Annotated in this window: 17 protein-coding genes; 14 read left to right on the forward strand and 3 right to left on the reverse strand. The window is 53.0% G+C overall.

What is annotated here, in order from left to right; all coding sequences use genetic code 11:
• Positions 1-23 precede the first annotated feature (23 nt).
• Genes yycF through MKX70_RS05965 form a run of 5 tightly spaced genes read left to right on the forward strand, consistent with a single transcriptional unit; the run spans position 24 to position 5,467 of the window.
• Positions 24-755, forward strand: a complete 732-nt coding sequence (gene yycF / locus MKX70_RS05945) for a response regulator YycF (RefSeq protein WP_042241194.1) — start codon at positions 24-26, stop codon at positions 753-755.
• Positions 755-2,587: a cell wall metabolism sensor histidine kinase WalK gene (walK, locus tag MKX70_RS05950; RefSeq protein ID WP_042218681.1), complete on the forward strand. Its 1,833-nt coding sequence runs from the start codon at positions 755-757 to the stop codon at positions 2,585-2,587. The genes yycF and walK overlap by 1 nt, the downstream gene beginning before the upstream one ends.
• On the forward strand, positions 2,584-3,876 hold the full coding sequence (locus MKX70_RS05955; RefSeq protein ID WP_042241191.1) for a YycH family regulatory protein: 1,293 nt from the start codon (positions 2,584-2,586) through the stop codon (positions 3,874-3,876). The genes walK and MKX70_RS05955 overlap by 4 nt, the downstream gene beginning before the upstream one ends.
• A gap of 27 nt (positions 3,877-3,903) precedes the next feature.
• The gene (gene yycI, locus MKX70_RS05960) at positions 3,904-4,644 is read left to right on the forward strand and encodes a two-component system regulatory protein YycI (protein ID WP_340839668.1); all 741 of its coding nucleotides are present in this window, start codon (positions 3,904-3,906) and stop codon (positions 4,642-4,644) included.
• Positions 4,645-4,660: 16 nt separating this feature from the next.
• Positions 4,661-5,467: an MBL fold metallo-hydrolase gene (locus tag MKX70_RS05965; protein WP_042218677.1), complete on the forward strand. Its 807-nt coding sequence runs from the start codon at positions 4,661-4,663 to the stop codon at positions 5,465-5,467.
• Here MKX70_RS05965 and MKX70_RS05970 read toward each other — a convergent pair.
• Positions 5,436-5,642 (reverse strand): hypothetical protein, encoded by a 207-nt coding sequence (locus MKX70_RS05970; protein ID WP_042241188.1) that lies wholly within the window; start codon positions 5,640-5,642, stop codon positions 5,436-5,438. The genes MKX70_RS05965 and MKX70_RS05970 overlap by 32 nt on opposite strands.
• A 356-nt stretch (positions 5,643-5,998) precedes the next feature.
• Between MKX70_RS05970 and MKX70_RS05975 the strand changes: the two genes are divergently transcribed.
• The 7 genes from MKX70_RS05975 (at position 5,999) to cydC (ending at position 14,352) form a co-directional block, all read left to right on the forward strand.
• Positions 5,999-7,246: a S1C family serine protease gene (locus MKX70_RS05975; protein ID WP_340839669.1), complete on the forward strand. Its 1,248-nt coding sequence runs from the start codon at positions 5,999-6,001 to the stop codon at positions 7,244-7,246.
• 394 nt (positions 7,247-7,640) lie between these two features.
• Complete coding sequence (locus tag MKX70_RS05980) at positions 7,641-7,841, forward strand: cold-shock protein (protein ID WP_019914582.1); 201 nt, start codon at positions 7,641-7,643, stop codon at positions 7,839-7,841.
• 92 nt (positions 7,842-7,933) lie between these two features.
• Entirely contained in the window at positions 7,934-8,164 is a 231-nt protein-coding gene (locus MKX70_RS05985; RefSeq protein ID WP_039295880.1) for a cold-shock protein, read from the forward strand.
• Positions 8,165-8,387: 223 nt separating this feature from the next.
• Positions 8,388-9,776: a cytochrome ubiquinol oxidase subunit I gene (locus MKX70_RS05990; protein ID WP_340839670.1), complete on the forward strand. Its 1,389-nt coding sequence runs from the start codon at positions 8,388-8,390 to the stop codon at positions 9,774-9,776.
• 3 nt (positions 9,777-9,779) lie between these two features.
• The gene (gene cydB, locus MKX70_RS05995; protein WP_340839671.1) at positions 9,780-10,793 is read left to right on the forward strand and encodes a cytochrome d ubiquinol oxidase subunit II; all 1,014 of its coding nucleotides are present in this window, start codon (positions 9,780-9,782) and stop codon (positions 10,791-10,793) included.
• Positions 10,793-12,556, forward strand: coding sequence for a thiol reductant ABC exporter subunit CydD (gene cydD / locus MKX70_RS06000; protein ID WP_340839672.1), 1,764 nt, complete (start codon positions 10,793-10,795; stop codon positions 12,554-12,556). Before cydB ends, cydD begins: the two co-directional genes overlap by 1 nt.
• Positions 12,553-14,352 (forward strand): thiol reductant ABC exporter subunit CydC, encoded by a 1,800-nt coding sequence (cydC, locus tag MKX70_RS06005; RefSeq protein ID WP_340839673.1) that lies wholly within the window; start codon positions 12,553-12,555, stop codon positions 14,350-14,352. The genes cydD and cydC overlap by 4 nt, the downstream gene beginning before the upstream one ends.
• A gap of 413 nt (positions 14,353-14,765) precedes the next feature.
• Here cydC and MKX70_RS06010 read toward each other — a convergent pair whose 3' ends face one another.
• Entirely contained in the window at positions 14,766-16,103 is a 1,338-nt protein-coding gene (locus tag MKX70_RS06010; RefSeq protein WP_340839674.1) for a DUF2252 domain-containing protein, read from the reverse strand.
• 185 nt (positions 16,104-16,288) lie between these two features.
• Here MKX70_RS06010 and MKX70_RS06015 point away from each other — a divergent pair, with 185 nt between their 5' ends.
• Positions 16,289-18,073, forward strand: coding sequence for a M3 family oligoendopeptidase (locus MKX70_RS06015; RefSeq protein WP_340839675.1), 1,785 nt, complete (start codon positions 16,289-16,291; stop codon positions 18,071-18,073).
• A 103-nt stretch (positions 18,074-18,176) separates the two neighbouring features.
• The gene (locus MKX70_RS06020; RefSeq protein WP_063776434.1) at positions 18,177-18,344 is read left to right on the forward strand and encodes a CxxH/CxxC protein; all 168 of its coding nucleotides are present in this window, start codon (positions 18,177-18,179) and stop codon (positions 18,342-18,344) included.
• Positions 18,345-18,479: 135 nt separating this feature from the next.
• Here MKX70_RS06020 and MKX70_RS06025 read toward each other — a convergent pair whose 3' ends face one another.
• Positions 18,480-19,892, reverse strand: a complete 1,413-nt coding sequence (locus tag MKX70_RS06025) for an MFS transporter (RefSeq protein WP_340781508.1) — start codon at positions 19,890-19,892, stop codon at positions 18,480-18,482.
• Between the last annotated feature and the right edge of the window lie 75 nt (positions 19,893-19,967).

Raw genomic sequence — 19,967 nt, forward strand, 5'->3', positions numbered from 1 at the left:
GTTAGAAAGGTGAAGCGGAGCATATGCAAATGGGCACGATTCTGGTAGTGGATGATGAACAACCTATTGCTGATATATTGAAATTCAATCTGGAAAAAGAGGGCTATGAGGTTATCTGTGCGTTTGACGGCAACAGTGCTGTAGAGCTGGCTCTGTCCAGACGACCGGACCTGATGCTGCTTGACCTCATGCTGCCCGGCAAGGACGGAATGGATGTGTGCCGTGAGGTGCGCTCTGCGCATCTGGATATTCCGATCATTATGCTTACCGCCAAGGACGGAGAGATTGATAAGGTGCTGGGCCTGGAGCTGGGTGCCGATGATTATGTGACCAAGCCGTTCAGCACACGTGAGCTGCTGGCCAGGGTCAAGGCCCAGATGCGCCGCCAGCATAAGCCGGCCGTGTCCGAAACGCCAAGCGAAAGCGTGGAGAGCAAGCAGGGGGTATATCATTTCGGCTTATTTATCGATACGGATATGTATCTGGTCTACAAAGACGGCGAACCGCTGGATCTGACGCATCGTGAATACGAGCTGCTCTATTATATGATCCGCCATGCCGGCAAAGTAATGACCCGGGAGCATCTGCTGCAGGCCGTATGGGGCTTCGAATATTTCGGTGATGTGCGGACCGTGGATGTAACGATCCGCCGGCTCAGAGAAAAAATTGAGGAGAATCCCAGCAAGCCGGAATATATATTCACACGGCGCGGACTCGGTTATTTGATGCATAGCCCCAAAAGCGGAGGGCTGTGATGAAAGCACTGTCCTTTTTCCGGACGATTCAGGCCAGGCTTATCGTTATTTATGTGCTGCTGATTCTGATTGCGATGCAGCTGATCGGCGTGTATTTCGTCAGCTCCATGAAGAATTCACTCACAGATAATTTCACCAAGGACCTGAAGGCGCGGGCAGAGATGCTCTCGATCCTCACCGCCGACAAATTCGGGAGTGAGACGGGCACGGCAGATGAAGAATCTGCGGTGGAAAGTCTGCGCGGTATGGTGAACAATCTGTATATTAACGGCGCAGAAATTCAGGTGCTGGATGCAAGCGGCAAGATTATTACCACCTCAGTTCCTTCACAGAACGATTATGTGGGCCAGCGCAATACCCAGACTGTTGTCAGCCGTGCCTTGCAGGGGATCAGCGACAACGAGGAATATATCATCGCGGATGACAATGTGCGCAAGAAGGTTGTGGCCAAGCCGGTAATTTCCGGTGACAAGGTCGTAGGGGCGATCTATATCGCCGCAGATATGAAGGATTTATACGCCACAATGAGCCGGATCAACAGCGTATTCCTCTCGGGGCTGCTGCTGGCGCTCGCGCTGACAGCGGTGCTGGGGGTTATACTCGCGCATACGATCACCCATCCGATTAAAGAAATGACCAAGCATGCCACAGCGGTGGCGGAAGGCCGCTTCAACCGGAAGGTTCCCGTCTTCGGCAATGATGAGATTGGCCAGCTGAGCCAGGCCTTCAACTATATGACGGACAGGCTGCGCGAAGCGCTGTCGCAGAATGAAGAGGAGAAGGAGAAGCTGTCCTCCATCCTGGCGAATATGAGTGATGGTGTGGTTGCGACGGATGAGAGCGGCGCAGTCATTCTGATGAACACCCGCGCCGCCTTGATGCTGGGTGCGGAAGGGCCGCTTCCGGAAGGAGCGCCGCTCGATGAGCTGCTCGGACTTGACCATGAGCAGTCAGGATCGCTGGCTCAGGGCAATGCCCAGTCGGCAATGCTGCATCTGTCCCCGATGGGCGGAGAGGACCCTAATATTGTGCGGGTCACCTTCACCCCGATCCACCGCCGTGAAGGCGGGCGGATCGCAGGGACGATTGCGGTGCTGCAGGATGTTACCGAGCAGGAGAACCTCGAAGAGTCCCGCCGCGAGTTCGTGGCGAATGTATCCCATGAGCTGCGGACGCCGCTTACAACGATTAAGAGCTATGCGGAGGCGCTGGATGATGGTGCGCTGGAGGATCCGCAGCTGGCCGTGCGGTTTGTCGGGGTCATCCGCAACGAGACAGAGCGGATGATCCGGCTGGTTACCGATCTGCTGCATCTGTCGCGTCTGGATTCCAAAGAGTCCAGTCTGCGCATTCAGCAGACGGACATTTCCGAGATGCTGGAGGATGTGGCGGACCGCTTCTCCTTCCAGATCCGCCAGAAGCGGATTCATATCAGCACCAGAGTGCACAAGGAGATAGCCACTGCCTGGCTGGACCGCGATCAGATTGATCAGGTGCTGGGGAATCTGGTTTCCAATGCCCTGAAATATACGCCGGAAGGCGGAACGATCCGGCTTGAAGCGCATAAGACTGAGGACGGAATGCTCGCAGTATCTGTACGCGATTCCGGGATCGGGATTCCGAAGAAGGACATTGAACGCATATTCGAACGCTTTTACCGGGTTGATAAAGCCCGCTCGCGGAATATGGGCGGCACGGGTCTCGGGCTGTCCATTGCCCGGGAAATTGTCAAAGCGCACGGCGGCTCCATTTCCCTGCAGTCTGAGCTGAATGAAGGCTCGCTGGTAACGTTCACGCTGCCTTTGATGAAGCATAGGGGGAGTGAGGCGTGAAGGAGAAAATCAAGTCATGGATGCTGGTCTTGCTGATACTCGGAAGCCTCGTGGAGAGTTATTACCTGATTTACAGGCTGCCGGGCAGCGACTCGGCGGTGTTATCGGAGAATCTGTATGTGAAGACCGATATTATGGGCCCTAAAGAAAAGGTCGAAAATCTGCTCTATCCCGATAAAATGATCATTCATATGGGCGAAGACAAACACACGCTGTTCTATCCCAGCTCAACCTTCTATAATCTGATTCTGAACCGGCTGAAGGGACGCAGCTTCGAGAGCTTCCAGCGCCGCTCGGTGCAGGACTTCGACTGGAATAAGATCCGCCGGGAGAATCCGGGCATTGAGCTGTCCTTCGGGGCAGGTATTCCGGTAACGCTGCTGCAGCGGGTGATGCAGATCTCGCCGGATTCGCTGTTTGAAGGAGAGAGCATCGACCGGATCTGGATTTACAATATCAAGAATGATTCCAAAGCACATGCCATCTTCTTCAGCACACGCGGTGATATTGTCTATGAGGCGGCGAAGGCGGACCTGACGGTGCAGGACGTGCAGCAGCATGTGGACTTCGGCAAGAACCTGACACCTTATACCTCTGTGAACGGCGAGTATTATGTGCCTGAGGCGGCCATCCCGCTGGTTGAGGTAGTGATGCCTGCGGGTAAGTATACGATTGAGCAAATGCAGAGCAATCTGTTCATCGATGCGGGCAGCACAAGATATATTCCTGAGAAGGACGGCTCCAAGATCTACACCGACAGCAAGCGCAGCCTGCAGGTGGATCAGGAGCAGAACTGGATGAGCTTTAGCGATCCTGCCGCCCTTCCGGATGGAGACAGTACACCGGCGAAGGATGCGCTGGAGGCGGTGGATTACGTCAACATGCATGGCGGCTGGAACGGAACCTACAGGCTGGCTGCTACAGAAGAAGGCCGGCAGGACCGCAAGGTATCTTTTCAGCAATATTACGGCGCCTACCCGTCAGGTTCCTATCCGATCATGAGTGATTCTCAGCTCCAGTACGGAGTGATTCATCTGGAGCTGCAGCAGGGGACCGTATCCTCTTATGAGCGCTCCCTGATGTATATGGATGAAGAGAAGTCGGAGAAAACAATTGTTGAGCTGTCCGGGGGCGAAGCGCTGAAACAGCGTCTTGCCCAGATTGGAAGCTCCCTGCGGATTACTGATCTGACACCCGCCTATATGCCTACGCTGACAGGGGAGAAGCTTAAGCTTCATCCGGTCTGGCGGGTTACGCTCAGCGACGGCAGTGTGCTGACGCTGAATTAGATTAAGATTATCTAAGGAGGAAACGGTATGGACTGGGGAAGAGCCAAAAGTGTATTAATCTACGCCTTTCTGGTGCTGAATCTGCTGCTATGCTATCAGCTATGGATAGATGTGCGCGATCAGGTCAGCGCGGGGCTTGACTTCACTTCCCTGTCCGCAGAAACGCAGGCGGTGATGGAGGAGAAGGGCATCCGGCTGCTGTGTCCGATTCCGGCTGCCACTCCGCAGCTGCCGGATATCACGTACCGCTATTCCGGAGAAGAGCAGAACGAAGTGCCAGTGAAGCTTAAGGAGCCGATCGACAGCAAGCTGATGTATTCCTCGTTCTCCGAACTGAGCAGCCTGCTGGAGAGCCAGATTACGGATATTGCAAATTACCGCTTTGATTCACAGGAGAGCGAGGTGGGCAAGTTCGTGCTTCATCCGCTGGTGGACAATAAGTGGTCACTGTTCAGAGTAAGGCTGGAGCTGATTAACAGTGACCAGAAGATTGTGGCGTACCGATGGCCGCAGATTGAGATCGGTGCCAGCCGGAGCGATAATCTGCAAAAGGTGCTTCCGGCCTCGCAGGCGCTCAGCAGCCTGATCGAGAAGTATTTCCCGGCCAATTCTGCGGTGAAGGAGATTGAGCTTGGCTATTACGGTGAATTATTCAACTCCGAGAGCCAGGTGGCTTCGCCGATGTGGCGGTTTATGCTGGAGAACGGCAGCGCCTATTACGTGGATGCAATAAGTGCGGACATTATCAGTCCTAAGACAACAGAGTAGAAGGAGCAGGAGAGATATGGGGATTTCATTTACAGTACTGTCCAGCGGTTCTACCGGGAATGTGACGGTGGTGCGTAACGGCGAGACCACGCTTATGATCGATGCGGGCCTTAGCGCGAAGCGCATTGATGAGCTGCTGGCCATGCGCGAGCTGACGGGAGCAGATTTAGACGGGATTCTTGTGACCCATGAGCATTCCGATCATATCAAGGGGCTGGGGGCGATTGCGCGCAAATACGATCTTCCGATCTATGCGAATACCAATACCTGGGGAGCGATAGAGAAGGGAATCGGCAAGATTGCTGAGCATAACCGGGTCATTATGGAAACCGGGCAGCACCGGGATTTCGGCAGTATGCGGGTAGAGTCGTTCGCGATTTCCCATGATGCTGCGGAACCGGTAGCCTACAATTTCTACGACGGCAAAGAGAAGCTGTGCGTAGCGACAGACCTCGGGTATGTCAGTGATAAGGTGAGGACGGCAATATCCGATGCCGATGTGCTTGTGCTGGAATCGAATCATGATATTGAGATGCTGCGGATGGGGCGTTACCCGTGGAATACGAAGCGGCGGATTCTTGGCGATCTGGGGCATTTATCCAATGAGGCGGCGGGAGCGGCGCTCAGCGAGATACTGACGGGGCGGACCAAACGAACCTATCTGGCCCATTTAAGCAGAGACCACAATATGATGGATCTGGCGAAAATGTCCGTACGCGGGGCGATGGAGGACCGGGGCTGCTTCTTCAAAGACAGCGAGTTCAGGCTCTGTGATACTTATTATGACCGGCCTACGCCATGGGATAAGGTGAGCCAGTCATAAGACGGTCCAGTTCAGCGATTTGGTGCTCCAGCTCCTGACGGGTGAATAGCCCTTTGGCAATCAGCAGCTCAATCAGTGCACTTTGGACAAGAATCAGATGATAGTGTTCATCCTTGAGATCCCCCAGCTTGCCGATAAACTGTACCAGATCCATACTTGTTGAGAATGACTCCATAGTCCGGCCCTCCTTTTAAATGAATTGTAGCAGTAATGTAAATATTTCACATGTTATTTAACACAGAAAAAATGTGGGCGGCGCTGTTGCCTGTGATACAATCATATAGAGCGTTCTAATACTATTGTAGTCTTTTAAGTTGCAAAATATTCCGTATATAAGCTTATAAACTTTTTAGTAGGTTGAAAGAATAGGAGACACCCCTTGCGCTTAGAACCCACAGGAATGTGGTGAATGAATCAAGTGAAACCTTTTAGCACTTTGTGAAGTCTAAGAGTTATAGCGGTTAAGCTCGGGCGTGGTTGCTTGGCGTTCAGGTCTTGAATGCGGTGGCAATAGAGGGGAGAGGATTTAACGTGGGATTGTTTGATGATGATTTCTATTCAACCAAGGTGTCGAAGCGCAGAACCGGCAAACAGGGTACCTCCAAAGGATATGCCGAAGGGAAATGGTCTGTCCGCAAGTCGCGTCGTTCGCTTACAACCTGGCAGATTTCCCTGATCAGTTCAGTATGCAGTGCGGTTGTGGCTGTATTGCTGTTCAGTCTGGTCACGGGGCAGCTGACCGAGGAGAAAGCGCAGGCACCGGCGGTTATTGATAAGGTAGCGGTAAGCAGCGCGGATCCGTATGACCGGATTATTCAGGCTGCTGCGCTTGTCCGCCCGGCGGTGGTAAGCATCATTAACCATAAAGAAGACAACGAAGAACTCAATATTCTCGATGAGTCTGCACTAGGCTCGGGGGTTATCTATAAAAAAGACGATAATAAGGCGTTCATCATTACCAATAATCATGTCATTGAAGGCGCCGGCAAGCTGGAGATTGTGACGGTAGACGGCGAGACCCGCAAAGCGGAGCTGGTTGGTGCTGATAAGGTGAGCGACATTGCAGTGCTCTCTATTGACGCCAAAGGAATCAACACCGTTGCGCAGATCGGCGATTCCTCCAAACTGCGTCTGGGTGAGACGGTCATTGCCATCGGCAATCCGCTGGGGCTTGGGGATACGCTCACTTCAGGTATTGTCAGCTATACGGAGCGGACGATTCCTGTATCGCTGAATCAGGATGGGGTATACGACTGGGAGCAGGAGGTTATCCAGACCGATGCTGCGATTAATGAAGGCAACAGCGGGGGCGCACTGGTCGATCTGGACGGCAAAGTGATTGGCATCAACACGATGAAGATCTCTGATACGGGTGTGGAGGGGCTGGGCTTCGCCATTCCTGCCAACCATGTGATGGAGACTGCCGACGAGCTTGCAGCTAAAGGGAAAATCGCCCGTTCATACCTGGGTGTGTACTCTGTGGATCTGAATAATCCGTATGTACCGCTGGCTGAAGACCAACGCAAAGAGCTGAACCTTCCGAATACGGTAACCGACGGGGTTGTGGTATTGGATGCAGTGGGACCGGCGAAGGATGCAGGCCTGCAATTCAACGATGTCATTACCAAGTTCGATGATAAGTCGATTACATCCACCTTGTCTCTGCGCAAATATTTGTATGATCACACCAAGATCGGCGATGATCTGCAAATCACATTTTACCGCAATGGTGAAGTGAAGCAGGTGACGGTACAACTTCTTGAGAAACCCGAAGAATAAAACCGGAAGCTGCCGTATATAATAATAGTGCAGTCACGATAACGGAAACGGTTCATGCCGTCCTCTTATGCAAAATATGAGAGGACGGTGCCCGTTTCAAGTCCAAAATAATGGGGTAAACAATGATATCAGCTATAAATATTACAATTTAGTACAACTGATAACCCTTACATTGGGAAGATGACCTTATAAGGGAAAAAACGGAGAAATTCGGATAGGACAGCTTGCCTTTGTTATTAAGGTGTGGTAACATGAAATTATTCATACAATTGATACCTAATTCTCGCATTGAAAAGGGCTGTCAAATGAATTACAACCTTTCTCAATGTGTGAATTTTTTCTTTGTCTGAAGATAAAAAGAACATATTAATTTAAATTTGTGGAGGTAACACACATGCAAACAGGTACAGTTAAATGGTTCAACGCAGAAAAAGGATTCGGTTTCATCGAAGTTGAAGGCGGAAGCGACGTATTCGTTCACTTCAGCGCAATCACTGGCGACGGCTTCAAAACTTTGGACGAAGGCCAACGCGTTGAATTCAACGTTGTTCAAGGCAACCGCGGACCACAAGCCGAAAACGTTGTAAAACTGTAATTAATAGAAGGTACCGTCCCCGCTTGTGAAAGTTGGGACGGTCTTTTTTTATCGTTACTGAGCTTGTAACATAAAGGAAGGGAGGAACGGCGATGAACTACCGGAAGAAGCCTTTGGAGGAAGTACCGGAAGAAAATACCGCAATATGGGCCTGTACCAACGATGGATGTAACGGATGGATGAGGGATAATTTCGCATTTGAGCATGCGCCTTCTTGCCGTCTCTGTCATTCCCCGATGGTTCGTAGCATGAAGATGCTGCCGCAATTGCTTAATTCGAATGGCGATCTCAAATCGCTTAAGAAAGGTATTTCCATTACCTAAACCAATGCCTTTATGGATCAAGACAACTATAAATGATGGACAAATCCAAGACGGTGAAACCGTCTTATTTTTTTTGCTTTCTTTATGTAATATTGTGATATTTGTCACAAATTTATTGAATTTCATGCTGAATCAGGGTGTATAATGTGATAATTATCACACTTAAGGCCCTGAAAATTTGACAGAATAGACATATTGAATGGGGAGAAGGAAGGGGAGAAATATGGATACAGTAATGCTGTCGCGTATACAATTTGCGTCGACGACGATTTTTCATTATTTCTTTGTGCCGGTATCGATCGGACTAGCGCTCTTAATTGCTATTATGGAGACCATGTACGTTAGAAAAGGCAATGAAGAGTACAAAAGAATGGCGCAGTTCTGGGGGAAGCTGTTCCTCATTAACTTCGCAGTAGGCGTAGTGACAGGGATATTGCAGGAGTTCCAGTTCGGAATGAACTGGTCTGACTATTCGCGCTTCGTCGGTGATGTTTTTGGAGCCCCGCTGGCTATCGAAGCTTTGTTGGCCTTCTTCCTGGAGTCCACATTTATCGGAATCTGGATTTTCGGCTGGGATAAGGTATCCAAGAAGGTCCATCTCGTCTCGATCTGGCTGGTAGCCCTCGGAACGATGCTGTCGGCATTCTGGATTCTGCTGGCCAACTCGTTCATGCAGCATCCGGTAGGCTTCCAGATCAATAACGGGCGGGCTGAAATGAATGACATTTTCGCATTGATCACTAATGGGCAGCTGCTGGTGGAGTTTCCGCATACAGTGCTTGCCGCCTACGCTACAGGCGCATTCCTAGTAACGGGTATCAGTGCTTATAAATTGCTTAAGAAGCAGGATGTTACCTTTTTCCGTAAATCGTTCGAGATCGCGGCTATTGTCGGTATTATCTCTTCATTTGGCGTAGCCGTAGCAGGCCATGCCCAAGCGCAGTATCTGGTGGAGACCCAGCCGATGAAGATGGCCGCCTCCGAAGCATTATGGGGTGAGAGCGGTGACCCGGCACCTTGGACAATTTTTGCCAATATCGATACGGATAACAAAACCAACAGCAATGAAATTCAGGTTCCATATCTCCTGAGCTTCCTGTCCTACAGTAAATTCTCCGGTGAAGTGAAAGGGATGAATCAGCTGCAGGCGGAATATGAGCAGGCGTACGGACCCGGAGATTATATCCCTCCTGTCAAAACAACCTTCTGGAGCTTCCGGATCATGGTTGCGGCAGGCTCGCTGATGATTGCACTTGGCGTGTATGCGATCTACCTCATGTGGCGCAAGAAGATGGACAAACCGAATACCTGGTTCATGCGGTTCATGTTCTGGGGGCTGCTGCTCCCGCCGATTGCCAACACTTCGGGCTGGATTATGACGGAGATGGGGCGACAGCCGTGGACAGTATTCGGACTTATGACTACAGAAGACAGTGTATCGCCTAATATTACAAGCGGACAGGTGCTGTTCTCCGTAATCTCCTTTACAGCGATTTACGCCATACTGGGTGCAGTGCTGATCGGGTTGTTCGTCAAGGTTATCAAAAAAGGCCCTTATGCTATGGATAACGAACACGGTGAATCCCACGATCCGTATAACAAGGAGGATTAACCCATGTCACTTAATGAATTATGGTTTCTGCTGATTGCGGTGCTGTTTGTCGGGTTCTTCTTCCTTGAAGGATTTGACTTCGGCGTAGGGATGGAGACGCAGATTCTGGCCAAGAATGATACAGAACGCCGGGTACTGATTAATTCCATCGGGCCGTTCTGGGATGCCAATGAAGTATGGCTGATTACGGGAGCCGGCGCAATGTTCGCCGCATTCCCGCATTGGTACGCGACACTCTTTAGCGGGTTCTATATTCCGTTTGTGTTCGCTCTGCTGGCGCTGATTGCCCGCGGTGTTGCTTTTGAATTCAGAGGCAAACGCGATTCGAAGGTATGGCAGAAGACTTGGGATGTCTGCATCTTCTTCGGCAGCTTCCTGCCGCCGTTCCTGCTGGCTGTTGTATTTGCCAGCTTCATCAAAGGCTTGCCGATTGACGGGGATATGCAGATGTATGCCGGCTTCTTCGATATCGTTAATGCCTATACAGTTGTAGCAGGAATTACAGTAGTCCTGCTGTGTCTGGTACATGGATTGATGTTCACTACACTACGCACCCTTGGAGATTTGCAGGAGCGGGCACGCAAGCTGGCCCAGAAGCTGCTGTTTCCTCTGGCAGCGCTGCTGGTGGCCTTCGTTATTATGACGTACACCATGACGGATATCTTCGATAAACGCGGAACGCTGCTGTGGATTGTAGTCGTTCTGGGTGTAGTTGCTTATCTGCTTGCCGGATACTTCATGACGAAGAAGAAGGATGGTTATGCCTTCGGAATGACCGGAGCAGTAATGGCGCTGTCGGTGGCTTCGATCTTCATCGGACTGTTCCCGCGGGTCATGATCAGCTCGCTGGATCAGGCGTTCAACCTGACGATTACGAATGCGGCTTCCGGCCACTATTCACTGAAGGTAATGACGATTGTCGCGCTCACGCTGCTGCCATTCGTGCTGGGCTATCAGATCTGGAGTTATTTCGTCTTCCACAAACGGGTTCACGAGAAGGAGCATCTTGAATACTAATGGATAAAAATTTGCTTGGGTACAAAGGAGTAAAGCCTGTCTTTCTGCTTGTCGGCTTCCTTACCCTGGTGCAAAGCCTGTCCATTCTTCTGCTGGCCAAATCGCTGGCAGAAGTTGTCTCTGCGCTGTTTGCGGGAGAACCGCTGAAGGAACAAGGGGCTAAATCGCTCTTGTTCCTTCTTGCGTTTCTCGTGCGCCATGCCTGTGCCATGCTGATGAGCCGCACGTCTTACCGCTTCGCGGAAGCTACCGGCAGCAGCATGCGGAGACAAATGATGGACAAGCTGTTCCAGCTGGGACCGAGGCTGGCAGGCGACCGGGGAACCGGGAATGTGGTCACACTTGTGCTTGAAGGAGTAACGAAGTTCCGTACTTACCTGGAACTGATTATTCCGCGGATGGTCGGCATGGCAGTAACACCGGCTCTGCTGCTTGTCTATGTGTACACCCAGGATACGTCCAGCGGTGTCATTCTTACCTTAACGATGCCTATTATTATTGTCTTCATGATACTGATCGGCATGACGGCCCGCAAGCAAATGGACCGCCAGCTGAAGTCCTACCGTACGCTTTCCAATCATTTCGTGGATTCGCTGCGCGGGCTGGAAACGCTGAAATTCCTTGGGCGCAGCCGCAGCCATAGCGAGAGTATTGCTACGGTCAGTGACCGCTACCGTTCAGCCACGATGCGTACGCTGCGCGTGGCCTTCCTGTCTTCATTCGCCATGGATTTCTTCACCATGCTGTCGGTAGCTTCGGTTGCAGTAAGCCTCGGCCTGCGTCTGGTAAATGAGCAGATGACACTCGTAACGGGCTTAACCATCCTGATTCTGGCTCCGGAATATTTCCTGCCGGTACGGCTGGTGGGCGCAGACTTCCATGCCACACTCGACGGCAAGGAAGCCGGAGAAGCGATGAAGAGCATTATCGACCGTGAGACCGTGCAGGCGAAGCTGCTGGAGCCGGGGGGACAGGAAGCTATACAGGATAGCAAGGCACCTGGAGCGGTTTTCACGTGGAACAATAATAGCAGTTTACGGCTGAATGGCGTCAGCGTGAAATATGAAGATGACGGTGTCCCCTCGCTTGAAGAGGTGAATCTCGACTTCAAGGGATATGCCAAGATCGGAATTATCGGGGAGAGCGGAGCAGGCAAGTCCACACTCGTGGATATCCTGGGCGGCTTCCTTCATCCGACCTCCGGTAACATCACAATTAACGGAAATGGGGTCAGTGCGCTTACGGATGAGGAGTGGCGCAGGCAGACCGCTTATATTCCGCAGCGTCCTTACATCTTCAGCGGCACACTGGCTGACAATGTACGCTTCTATTATCCCGAGGCTACGCAGGAGGCTGTTGCGGCAGCACTGGAATCTGCCGGGTTATCGAAGCTGATATCCTCGCTGCCTGGCGGCTTGGATGAAATGATCGGCGGCGGCGGACGTTCGCTCAGCGGCGGACAGGAGCAGCGTGTGGCACTGGCCCGCGCCCTGCTGAGCAGCCGCCCGGTGATGCTGCTGGATGAGCCGACGGCTCACTTAGACATTGAGACAGAATATGAGCTGAAGGAAACGATGCTGCCGCTGTTCGAAGGCAAGCTGGTGTTCCTGGCTACGCACCGCCTGCACTGGATGACCGATATGGATCTGGTTGTCGTTATGCAGCAGGGACGCGTTGCCGAAATCGGCACACACAGCGAGCTGACGGCCCGTAAGGGTGCTTACTATGGGCTTATTCAAAGTCAATTGGAGGGAATCCATTGAAACGTGAAGGATGGTTTGCTCCCTATTACTCTGCCTACTTCTGGCGGTTTGTACTGATCATTGCACTGGGCGCGCTGACGGTCTTCTCGGCATCGTCCCTGATGTATACCTCGGGATTCCTGATCTCGAAGGCTTCAATTCCGCCGGAAAATATACTGATGATCTATGTGCCGATTGTCGGCGTGCGCACGTTCGGGACAAGCCGGGCCGTCATCCACTATGTGGAGCGGCTTGTGGGACATGATACGATTCTGCGCATTCTCTCGAAGATGCGCATCCGGCTCTACAACATTCTGGAGCCGCAGGCTTTGTTCCTGTCCTCGCGCTTCCGGACCGGGGATATTCTCGGCATGCTGGCCGATGATATCGAATATCTGCAGAATGTGTATCTCCGCACGGTCTTCCCGAGCATCATCGCACTCCTGATCTATGCGGCAGCTGTTATCTCCCTCGGCACGTTTGATCTGGCGTTTGCCCTGCTAATGGGCTTGTACATGCTGATCCTGGTAGTCGTATTGCCGCTGATCTCTCTGTTGTTCACCCAGAAACGGCAGCGTCAGGTGAAGCAGGAGCGTAACCGGCTGTATCAGAAGCTGACCGATGCCGTGCTGGGTCTGGGCGACTGGGTCATCAGCGGACGGCAGAGCCAGTTCGTCGATACCTATGAGGCCGACGAGCAGACTGTCGCCCGCACGGATGGTGCGCTGCGGCGCTGGGCGCGGGTGCGCATGTTCATCGGCCAAGCCGTTGTCGGGCTTGGCGTGCTGTCCCTGCTCTACTGGGCAGGCGGACAGTATGCCGATGGAGCGATTGCCGGAACGCTGATTGCCGCGTTCGTGCTGGTCGTCTTCCCGGTAGCGGATGCCTTCCTGCCTGTATCCGAGGCCGTGGAGAAAATTCCGCAATACCGGAATTCACTGGAGCGCTTGGATGGGGTGGAAGCAGCAGAGGGAGCTGTGCCGCTTGCGGCCGAAGCAGCCAAGAACGCAGAAGCCAAGGCGAAGGCTGCCGCTGCTGTGCAGGCTATCCAGGCCAGCGGGCAGGCCCATATTAAACTGAAGTCGGCGGGCTACCGCTATGCGGCGGGAGACGACTGGTCAGTGCAGAATATGGTGCTGGACCTGCCGCAGGGCCGGAAGGTTGCTGTCATTGGCCGCAGCGGAGCCGGTAAATCGACGCTGCTTAAGATGCTACAAGGCGTGATCACGCCAACCATCGGCTCAGCCACGATTAACGGAATTGACGCTGCGGCTTACGGTGAGCAGATTCCGCAGCTCATCGCCGTGCTGAACCAGAGCCCGCATCTGTTCGACACCACGGTGGCGAACAATATCCGGCTCGGGGACCCGGGTGCTTCGGAGGCAGCGGTTAAGCAGGCGGCAGCCCTGGCGAAGCTGGATCCATTGATCTCTTCGCTGCCGGAGGGCTATAACACTCCGGTACGCGAAGCAGGGCAGCGCTTCTCCGGCGGAGAGCGCCAGCGGATCGCTCTGGCCCGTATTCTGCTGCAGAATACGCCGGTCGTTGTGCTCGATGAGCCAACGGTTGGCCTTGATCCGCGCACGGAGCGCGAGCTGCTGGCCACTATGTTCGAGGCGATGGCGGGTAAGACGCTGATCTGGGTTACCCATCATCTGGTGGGTGCGGAGCAGATGGACGAGGTGATTTTCATGGAGAATGGCCTGGTGGAGATGCGCGGCACCCATGCGGAGCTGATGGAGCGGGAACCGCGTTACCGCAAGCTGTATGAGCTGGACCGGCCGAGCCAATTCATGAATACGGCGGCTGATGAATAAATATGGATAGATCAAGAAGCTCTCTCCGCCCGGTTACCGGGTAGAGAGAGCTTTTTTAATTTATTTAAAGTTATCCTCCATTGGAGGAAGGGTATTCAAACGGAATCTCCGGGATAGCTGTATAATGTGCAATTAAAAACAGCGATGAGGTCCACTTGCAGACTATAACTGTAGTTCATACAACTAAATCAGCCCGAATTCGTTAATGCGGTCTTTATAGGGCCGCTTAAGTGTACAGAATACAATTAAACGGATGCCGGGGCGAGAATCAGACCTTTTAGTTGTACCAAGTGCAGTTAAGCGCAACGATGTACGAAAGCGGCATTATCTGTATATCTGTATATCTGTTGCGCTTCAGAAGCGATTGTCCAAAGTAGAATTCACTGCGCTTAATCAGAAGGGGGACCCGCCCGTTATATACCGTACTGCTCCGACACCCAATCCGCGAACATGGCATAGTCTTTCTCTACCTGCCCGGCATAGCCGTAAGCCCACTCTGCGATATAACGGGCAAAGGCATCCGAATCGGGACCCATGGCCTTGGCGATCTCCTGCTCACTGTGATAGTCGAGAATTCCCTTGTCGACATCGGCATCGGCGCGGGCATGCATTTTGGCGGTCAGGCTGCCCATCTGCTGGATAACTACGGTCAACTCATCCATGTCTGCGATATTCTCCAGCTTCAGACTTTTTTTGTACGGGGAACGCTCTCTGACATAGAACTCCCGGCCGTCCATTGTTAAGAAGCCGAGGTATGGATCCGCCTTGTGGTGCATCGCCTGCTGGGTCGCGGATACACGTTTGCCCTGATGGGCAAAGGATTGCCAGAACGAGTCGGAATAGGGCAGGAAATAGGCGGGAACGGGAACACGGACTTCTTTTACCTCCAGTACGGTGTCGTCAGTTCCTGCCTGCTCCAAGCCGCCTTCAATGAGAATATAATAGCGGTCCAGTCCGATGGAAGCCGTTCCCGAGCCGCGCTTGACCGCGATGTCCTTGATCCGGAAATGCTCCTCGTTCAGGCTGCGTGTAACCACTGTCTGTGTATAGAAGCTCCAGGCCAGCTCCAGCTGTGTCTGCTCAGCAGCTCCGGGAATCAGCAGCTCCGAGGTCTCGAGGAATACCCGGCTGGTCTGCATCTGGGCAGTGACCTTCTCCAGGAAATGACTCTGCCGGCGTTTCTCCAGCTTGCGGAGCAGCTTCTTGACGGGGCCTTTGGCTGTATTCTCATTCAGGGTGAAGTTACCGGGATTGTCTTTACCATCACAAAAGCGGTGAATTTGCCGGTAATACGCCTCCGCATAACTCCGGCTCAGCTTAAGCTGTTCTGTCCGACTCATTCCGAGCTGCCTGCCGGCAAGCGCAATACTGACTGCCATCCGCAGCAGATCATACAGATAAGAGCCGACATACCCCTCGTCAAAATCATTCACATCATACACAATCTCCCCGTCTTCACTGCGGAAAGCGCCGAAGTTCTCGAAATGCAGGTCCCCTTGAATCCATGTAGGGCGCCCGGGTGAGCTATGGTAAGGGAAGTACTGCCTTGTCGTGTCAAAATAAAACAGATAGGCGCTGCCCCGGTAGAAGGAAAAGGAATTTTGCGCCATTTTGCTGTATTTCTCCGTTCTCCGGTCAGGAGATAAGGCCATGATGCTGCCGTCGAACTCGTCAAAAATAGAAATCAGCAAATCTCTGCGCAGCTTCGAACGTGTACGTATGACTCCTTCGGTAATAGACTGGTTGACCATGCGGTGCTCCTTTCGGGAAATCGGTAGTAACTTGGTATAGTTGATTATAGCTGTTATTTCCATAGACTTCTAATTTGGCGGGCATGGTATACTGGAATGGATTTTCCTGCAAGTCGTCTAAGAACGGGGTGGAAGCATGTGAGGATGAATTGTTCCTGCGACTATAAATAAGGGGATGTTAGAAGATGCAATTAACATGGGATCTGGACCGAATCTATCCCTCTTTCCAGTCGGAGCAATTTCAGCAGGACCGCAGGCTGGTGGAGACACTTGCCGGGGAGCTGAATACATGGTCAGCCTCGCAGATGATTAACGGGCAGGATGCTGCCGGTGTGATGGAAGAGTTCCTGAGACAATATAATGGGTATCAACATATATATCTTCGCTTGTTCAGCTACGCGGAATTAAGGTTCAGTGCAGACAGCAGTAATACGGAAGCCGTTAATCTAATGGATGAGCTGGAGGAGGTCACTTATGGTGCGGGTGAAGCCTTGGTCTGCTTCAGCAAATGGCTGGCGAAGGTAAGCGCAGATGAACTGGAGGCAAGCATCTCTTCGGGCGCTTATCTGGAGCAGCACGGCTTCTACTTGCGTGGGCTTAAGAGTAAATCAGAGCATTTACTCAGCGAGGAAGGTGAAGCGGTGATTGCCCGGATGCAGGCTACAGGGTCCAAGGCGTGGGAGCGGCTGTACATGCAGACGCTGTCTACCTTGCGGATCGATGCAGAGATGGACGGGGTGACCCGGAGCTATACGCTTGCCGATCTGCGTAATCTCGCCTATGATCCCGATCCTGCGGTCCGCCGGGCAGCGGCGGAAGCAGAGCACGAAGCCTGCCGCAGGGTAGCAGAGCAGAGTGCAGCCTGTATTAATGCCGTAACCGGGGAGGCTGCGGCCGTCTATGAGCTGAGAGGATATGCTTCACCACTGCATAAAGTGCTGGAAGCATCGCGGATGGACCAGGAGACACTTCAGGTGATGCTTCAGGCCATCGAAGAGAGCCTGCCGGACTTTCAGCGTTATTATGCCAAAAAGGCAGCATTGCTGGGGCATGCGGGAGGGCTGCCTTTTTGTGATGTTTTTGCGCCTGTCGGGATGGCGGAAGCTGCTGCGGAGCGCATCACTTATGCTGAGGCCCAGACGATGATTATTGCCGGCTTCAGCAGGTTCAGCCCGGAGCTTGGCGCATTCGCCCGTAAGGTGTTTGAGCAGCGCTGGATCGATGCCGAACCGCGGAGCGGTAAAGGCAACTTCGGGATGTGCGTTGATATTTTCCCGGTTGGGGAGAGCCGGATCATTACCAGCTTCAATGGCAATTATATAGATGTGAGCGTGCTGGCCCACGAGATCGGTCATGCGTACCACAGCAGCCGCCTCTGCGGGGAAACGATGGTTAACACGGAATATCCGGTTCCGATTGCCGAGACGGCGTCGATTTTTTGCGAGAGTCTGATTCATCTGGAGTTGCTTCAGTCTCTGCCTGCGGGAGAAGCGGCTGCCATACTGGAGCGGAGTCTCTCGGATGCCGGGTATTATATCGTTGATTTCTATGCGCGGTATTGCTTCGAGAGCCGGTTATATGCCCGCAGGAAATCCGGTGCTCTGTCTGAGGAGGAGCTGAACGCGCTGATGCTGGAATCCATGCATGCGGCTTACGGTGAAAGTGTGCTGCCGGACTCGATTCATCCTTACCAGTGGATCAGCAAAGCCGGGTATTATATGGCGGGTAATGAGTTCTTGAACTTCCCGTATTCGTTCGGGTTATTGTTCTCCAAAGGGCTGTATGCGCAGTACAAGAAGCGGGGCGGGGCCTTCGTAGAACGCTATGAGCAGTTCCTCTCAGCGACCAGTACCCGGAGTATTGCGGATGCTGCAAAGCTGATGGATATCGATGTACATTCACTGGCATTCTGGCAGGATGCGCTCGGGCTGATTGCCGGGGATATTGATAAGTTTACGGGGCGGGAATAAGGCGGGGATTTTGCGCTGCGGAAGGTTCCTTTTTGCCGGGAAATGTGGTAGAACAGTAGTAGAAGTATACACCGCAGCGGCACAGAAAGGGATGCTTGATTGAATGTATGTAGTGTGTAAGGAACACGTAGAGCTGGCCATCGACAAATTTGTGGACGAGTACGAGGATGCACCCGATGTAGTGGATCTGAAGGAGACGGAGTTCTCGGACTGGGACCCGCCGGCGAAATGTGCGGAATGTGAGCAGAATGCGGAATATCTGGTGGTCTGAGGACTGCTGTAATTAAAAACACCCTGCAGCCGTGATGAAGGCTGCGGGGTGTTTTGGCGTTCCGGGTTCTGCAGGCGGATAGCTGCAGCAAGAGACCAAGGCAAAGTGCCTGCGGGAAAAAATAGCGTAAGCTTGTTAGGCGTCTGCGGCTTCCGCCATTTCGGCCAGCGTGCTGCTCTGGCTGCTGCGCCCATATATAAAGGCTGATACAATTGCGACGATTGCCGCAATGGATAATCCCCAGTAGATGTTGGAGTAAGCCGCTGAGAGCGGCAAGCCCCGCTGCCATTGCAGAGCGCTTGCGGCCATCGCCACGCTGAACGCTCCGCTGAAGAACTGCAGCAGCTGGAACAGCCCCATCCCGGAGCCGATCTGCGAGGAAGGCAGAATCCGCGAGATCTCATTTGATACACTGCTGGACAGGACGGTGAACGAGAGGCTCATAATCATGTAGACCAGCATGACGGCAACCCATGACTTCCCGGCGAACAAGGCGAATAGTACTGTTGCGGCCAGTACCAGGAACGGTGCGAAGCGCAGGATTCCGGCATTGCCGTAACGGTCAATGATCCGACCCACGGTGCGGGAGACGAAGATCGCGAGCAGTGAGCCGGGGAAAATTACCAGTCCGGCATGGCTGGCGCTGAAGCCGAAGCGGTGAACCAGAATCTGAGGCAGCAGGAACAAGGTGGCGAAGCTGCACAGGTAGGAGGCGACACCAACGAGGGCCAGCACGAGATAGGACCGGTTACGGAACAGCGCCGGCATCACGAATGGGTCAGGTGTGGTGCGGATGCGGCCGACAAACAAGGCAATGGCTACAAGTCCGGCGATCAGGGCAACCCACAGTCCGCTGGTCAGGAACAGCAGCAGACCGGTGGTGCCAGCGCCGAGGAACACACCGCCCAGGATGTCGAAGGAGCCGCGGGTAGGAACTTCCTTAGGGAGCAGGATCAGGAACAGCGGTACCAGGAGCAGAATCGCTGCGGTGACCGCGAACAGCCAGGTCCAGCCCAGATACTCCACAATGGAACCTCCGGCTACGGGCCCGAGTCCCAGACCCAGCGAGACGGCGGACATGATCGTTGCCATTGCTTTGCCGCGGCGGGCCTGCGGGACATAACGAGTGAACAGGACGAGCGATAAGGACATGACTGCGCCTGCTCCCGAAGCTTGCAGAATGCGCACAATAAGCAGGAAGATAAAGTTGGTGCTGAAGAAACCGGCCACGGCAGCAAGTCCTAGCGTAAGCAGCCCGATAACCAGCAGCCGGCGGATCGGCAGGAAGTCAGAGAGCCGGCTGTATGTGATTGAGGCAATAGAGAACATGATGGAATACCCGGTAACAATCCAGGAGGCGGATGCTGCTGTGATGCCGAAGGTCTCGGTCACATCAGGCAATGCCAGATTGAACATCGCTGTATTCATAATGACGAGAACAACAGCAACGCTGAATAACAGAGTAAGCAAACCTTCGCGCGGAAGAGTAGCTTCCGGAGCTGCGGTTGGAAAGTCTGTATTGTCCGCAGCTGTATGTGATGAGCTCATGGGTGGCCACTCCTTTATTAAAGTTATTGTATAGTTCGATTACTTACGAACTATTGAAATATAGCATGCGCTAAT

The organism is Paenibacillus sp. FSL R7-0312, from assembly GCF_038004445.1.
Taxonomy (GTDB): domain Bacteria; phylum Bacillota; class Bacilli; order Paenibacillales; family Paenibacillaceae; genus Paenibacillus_AQ.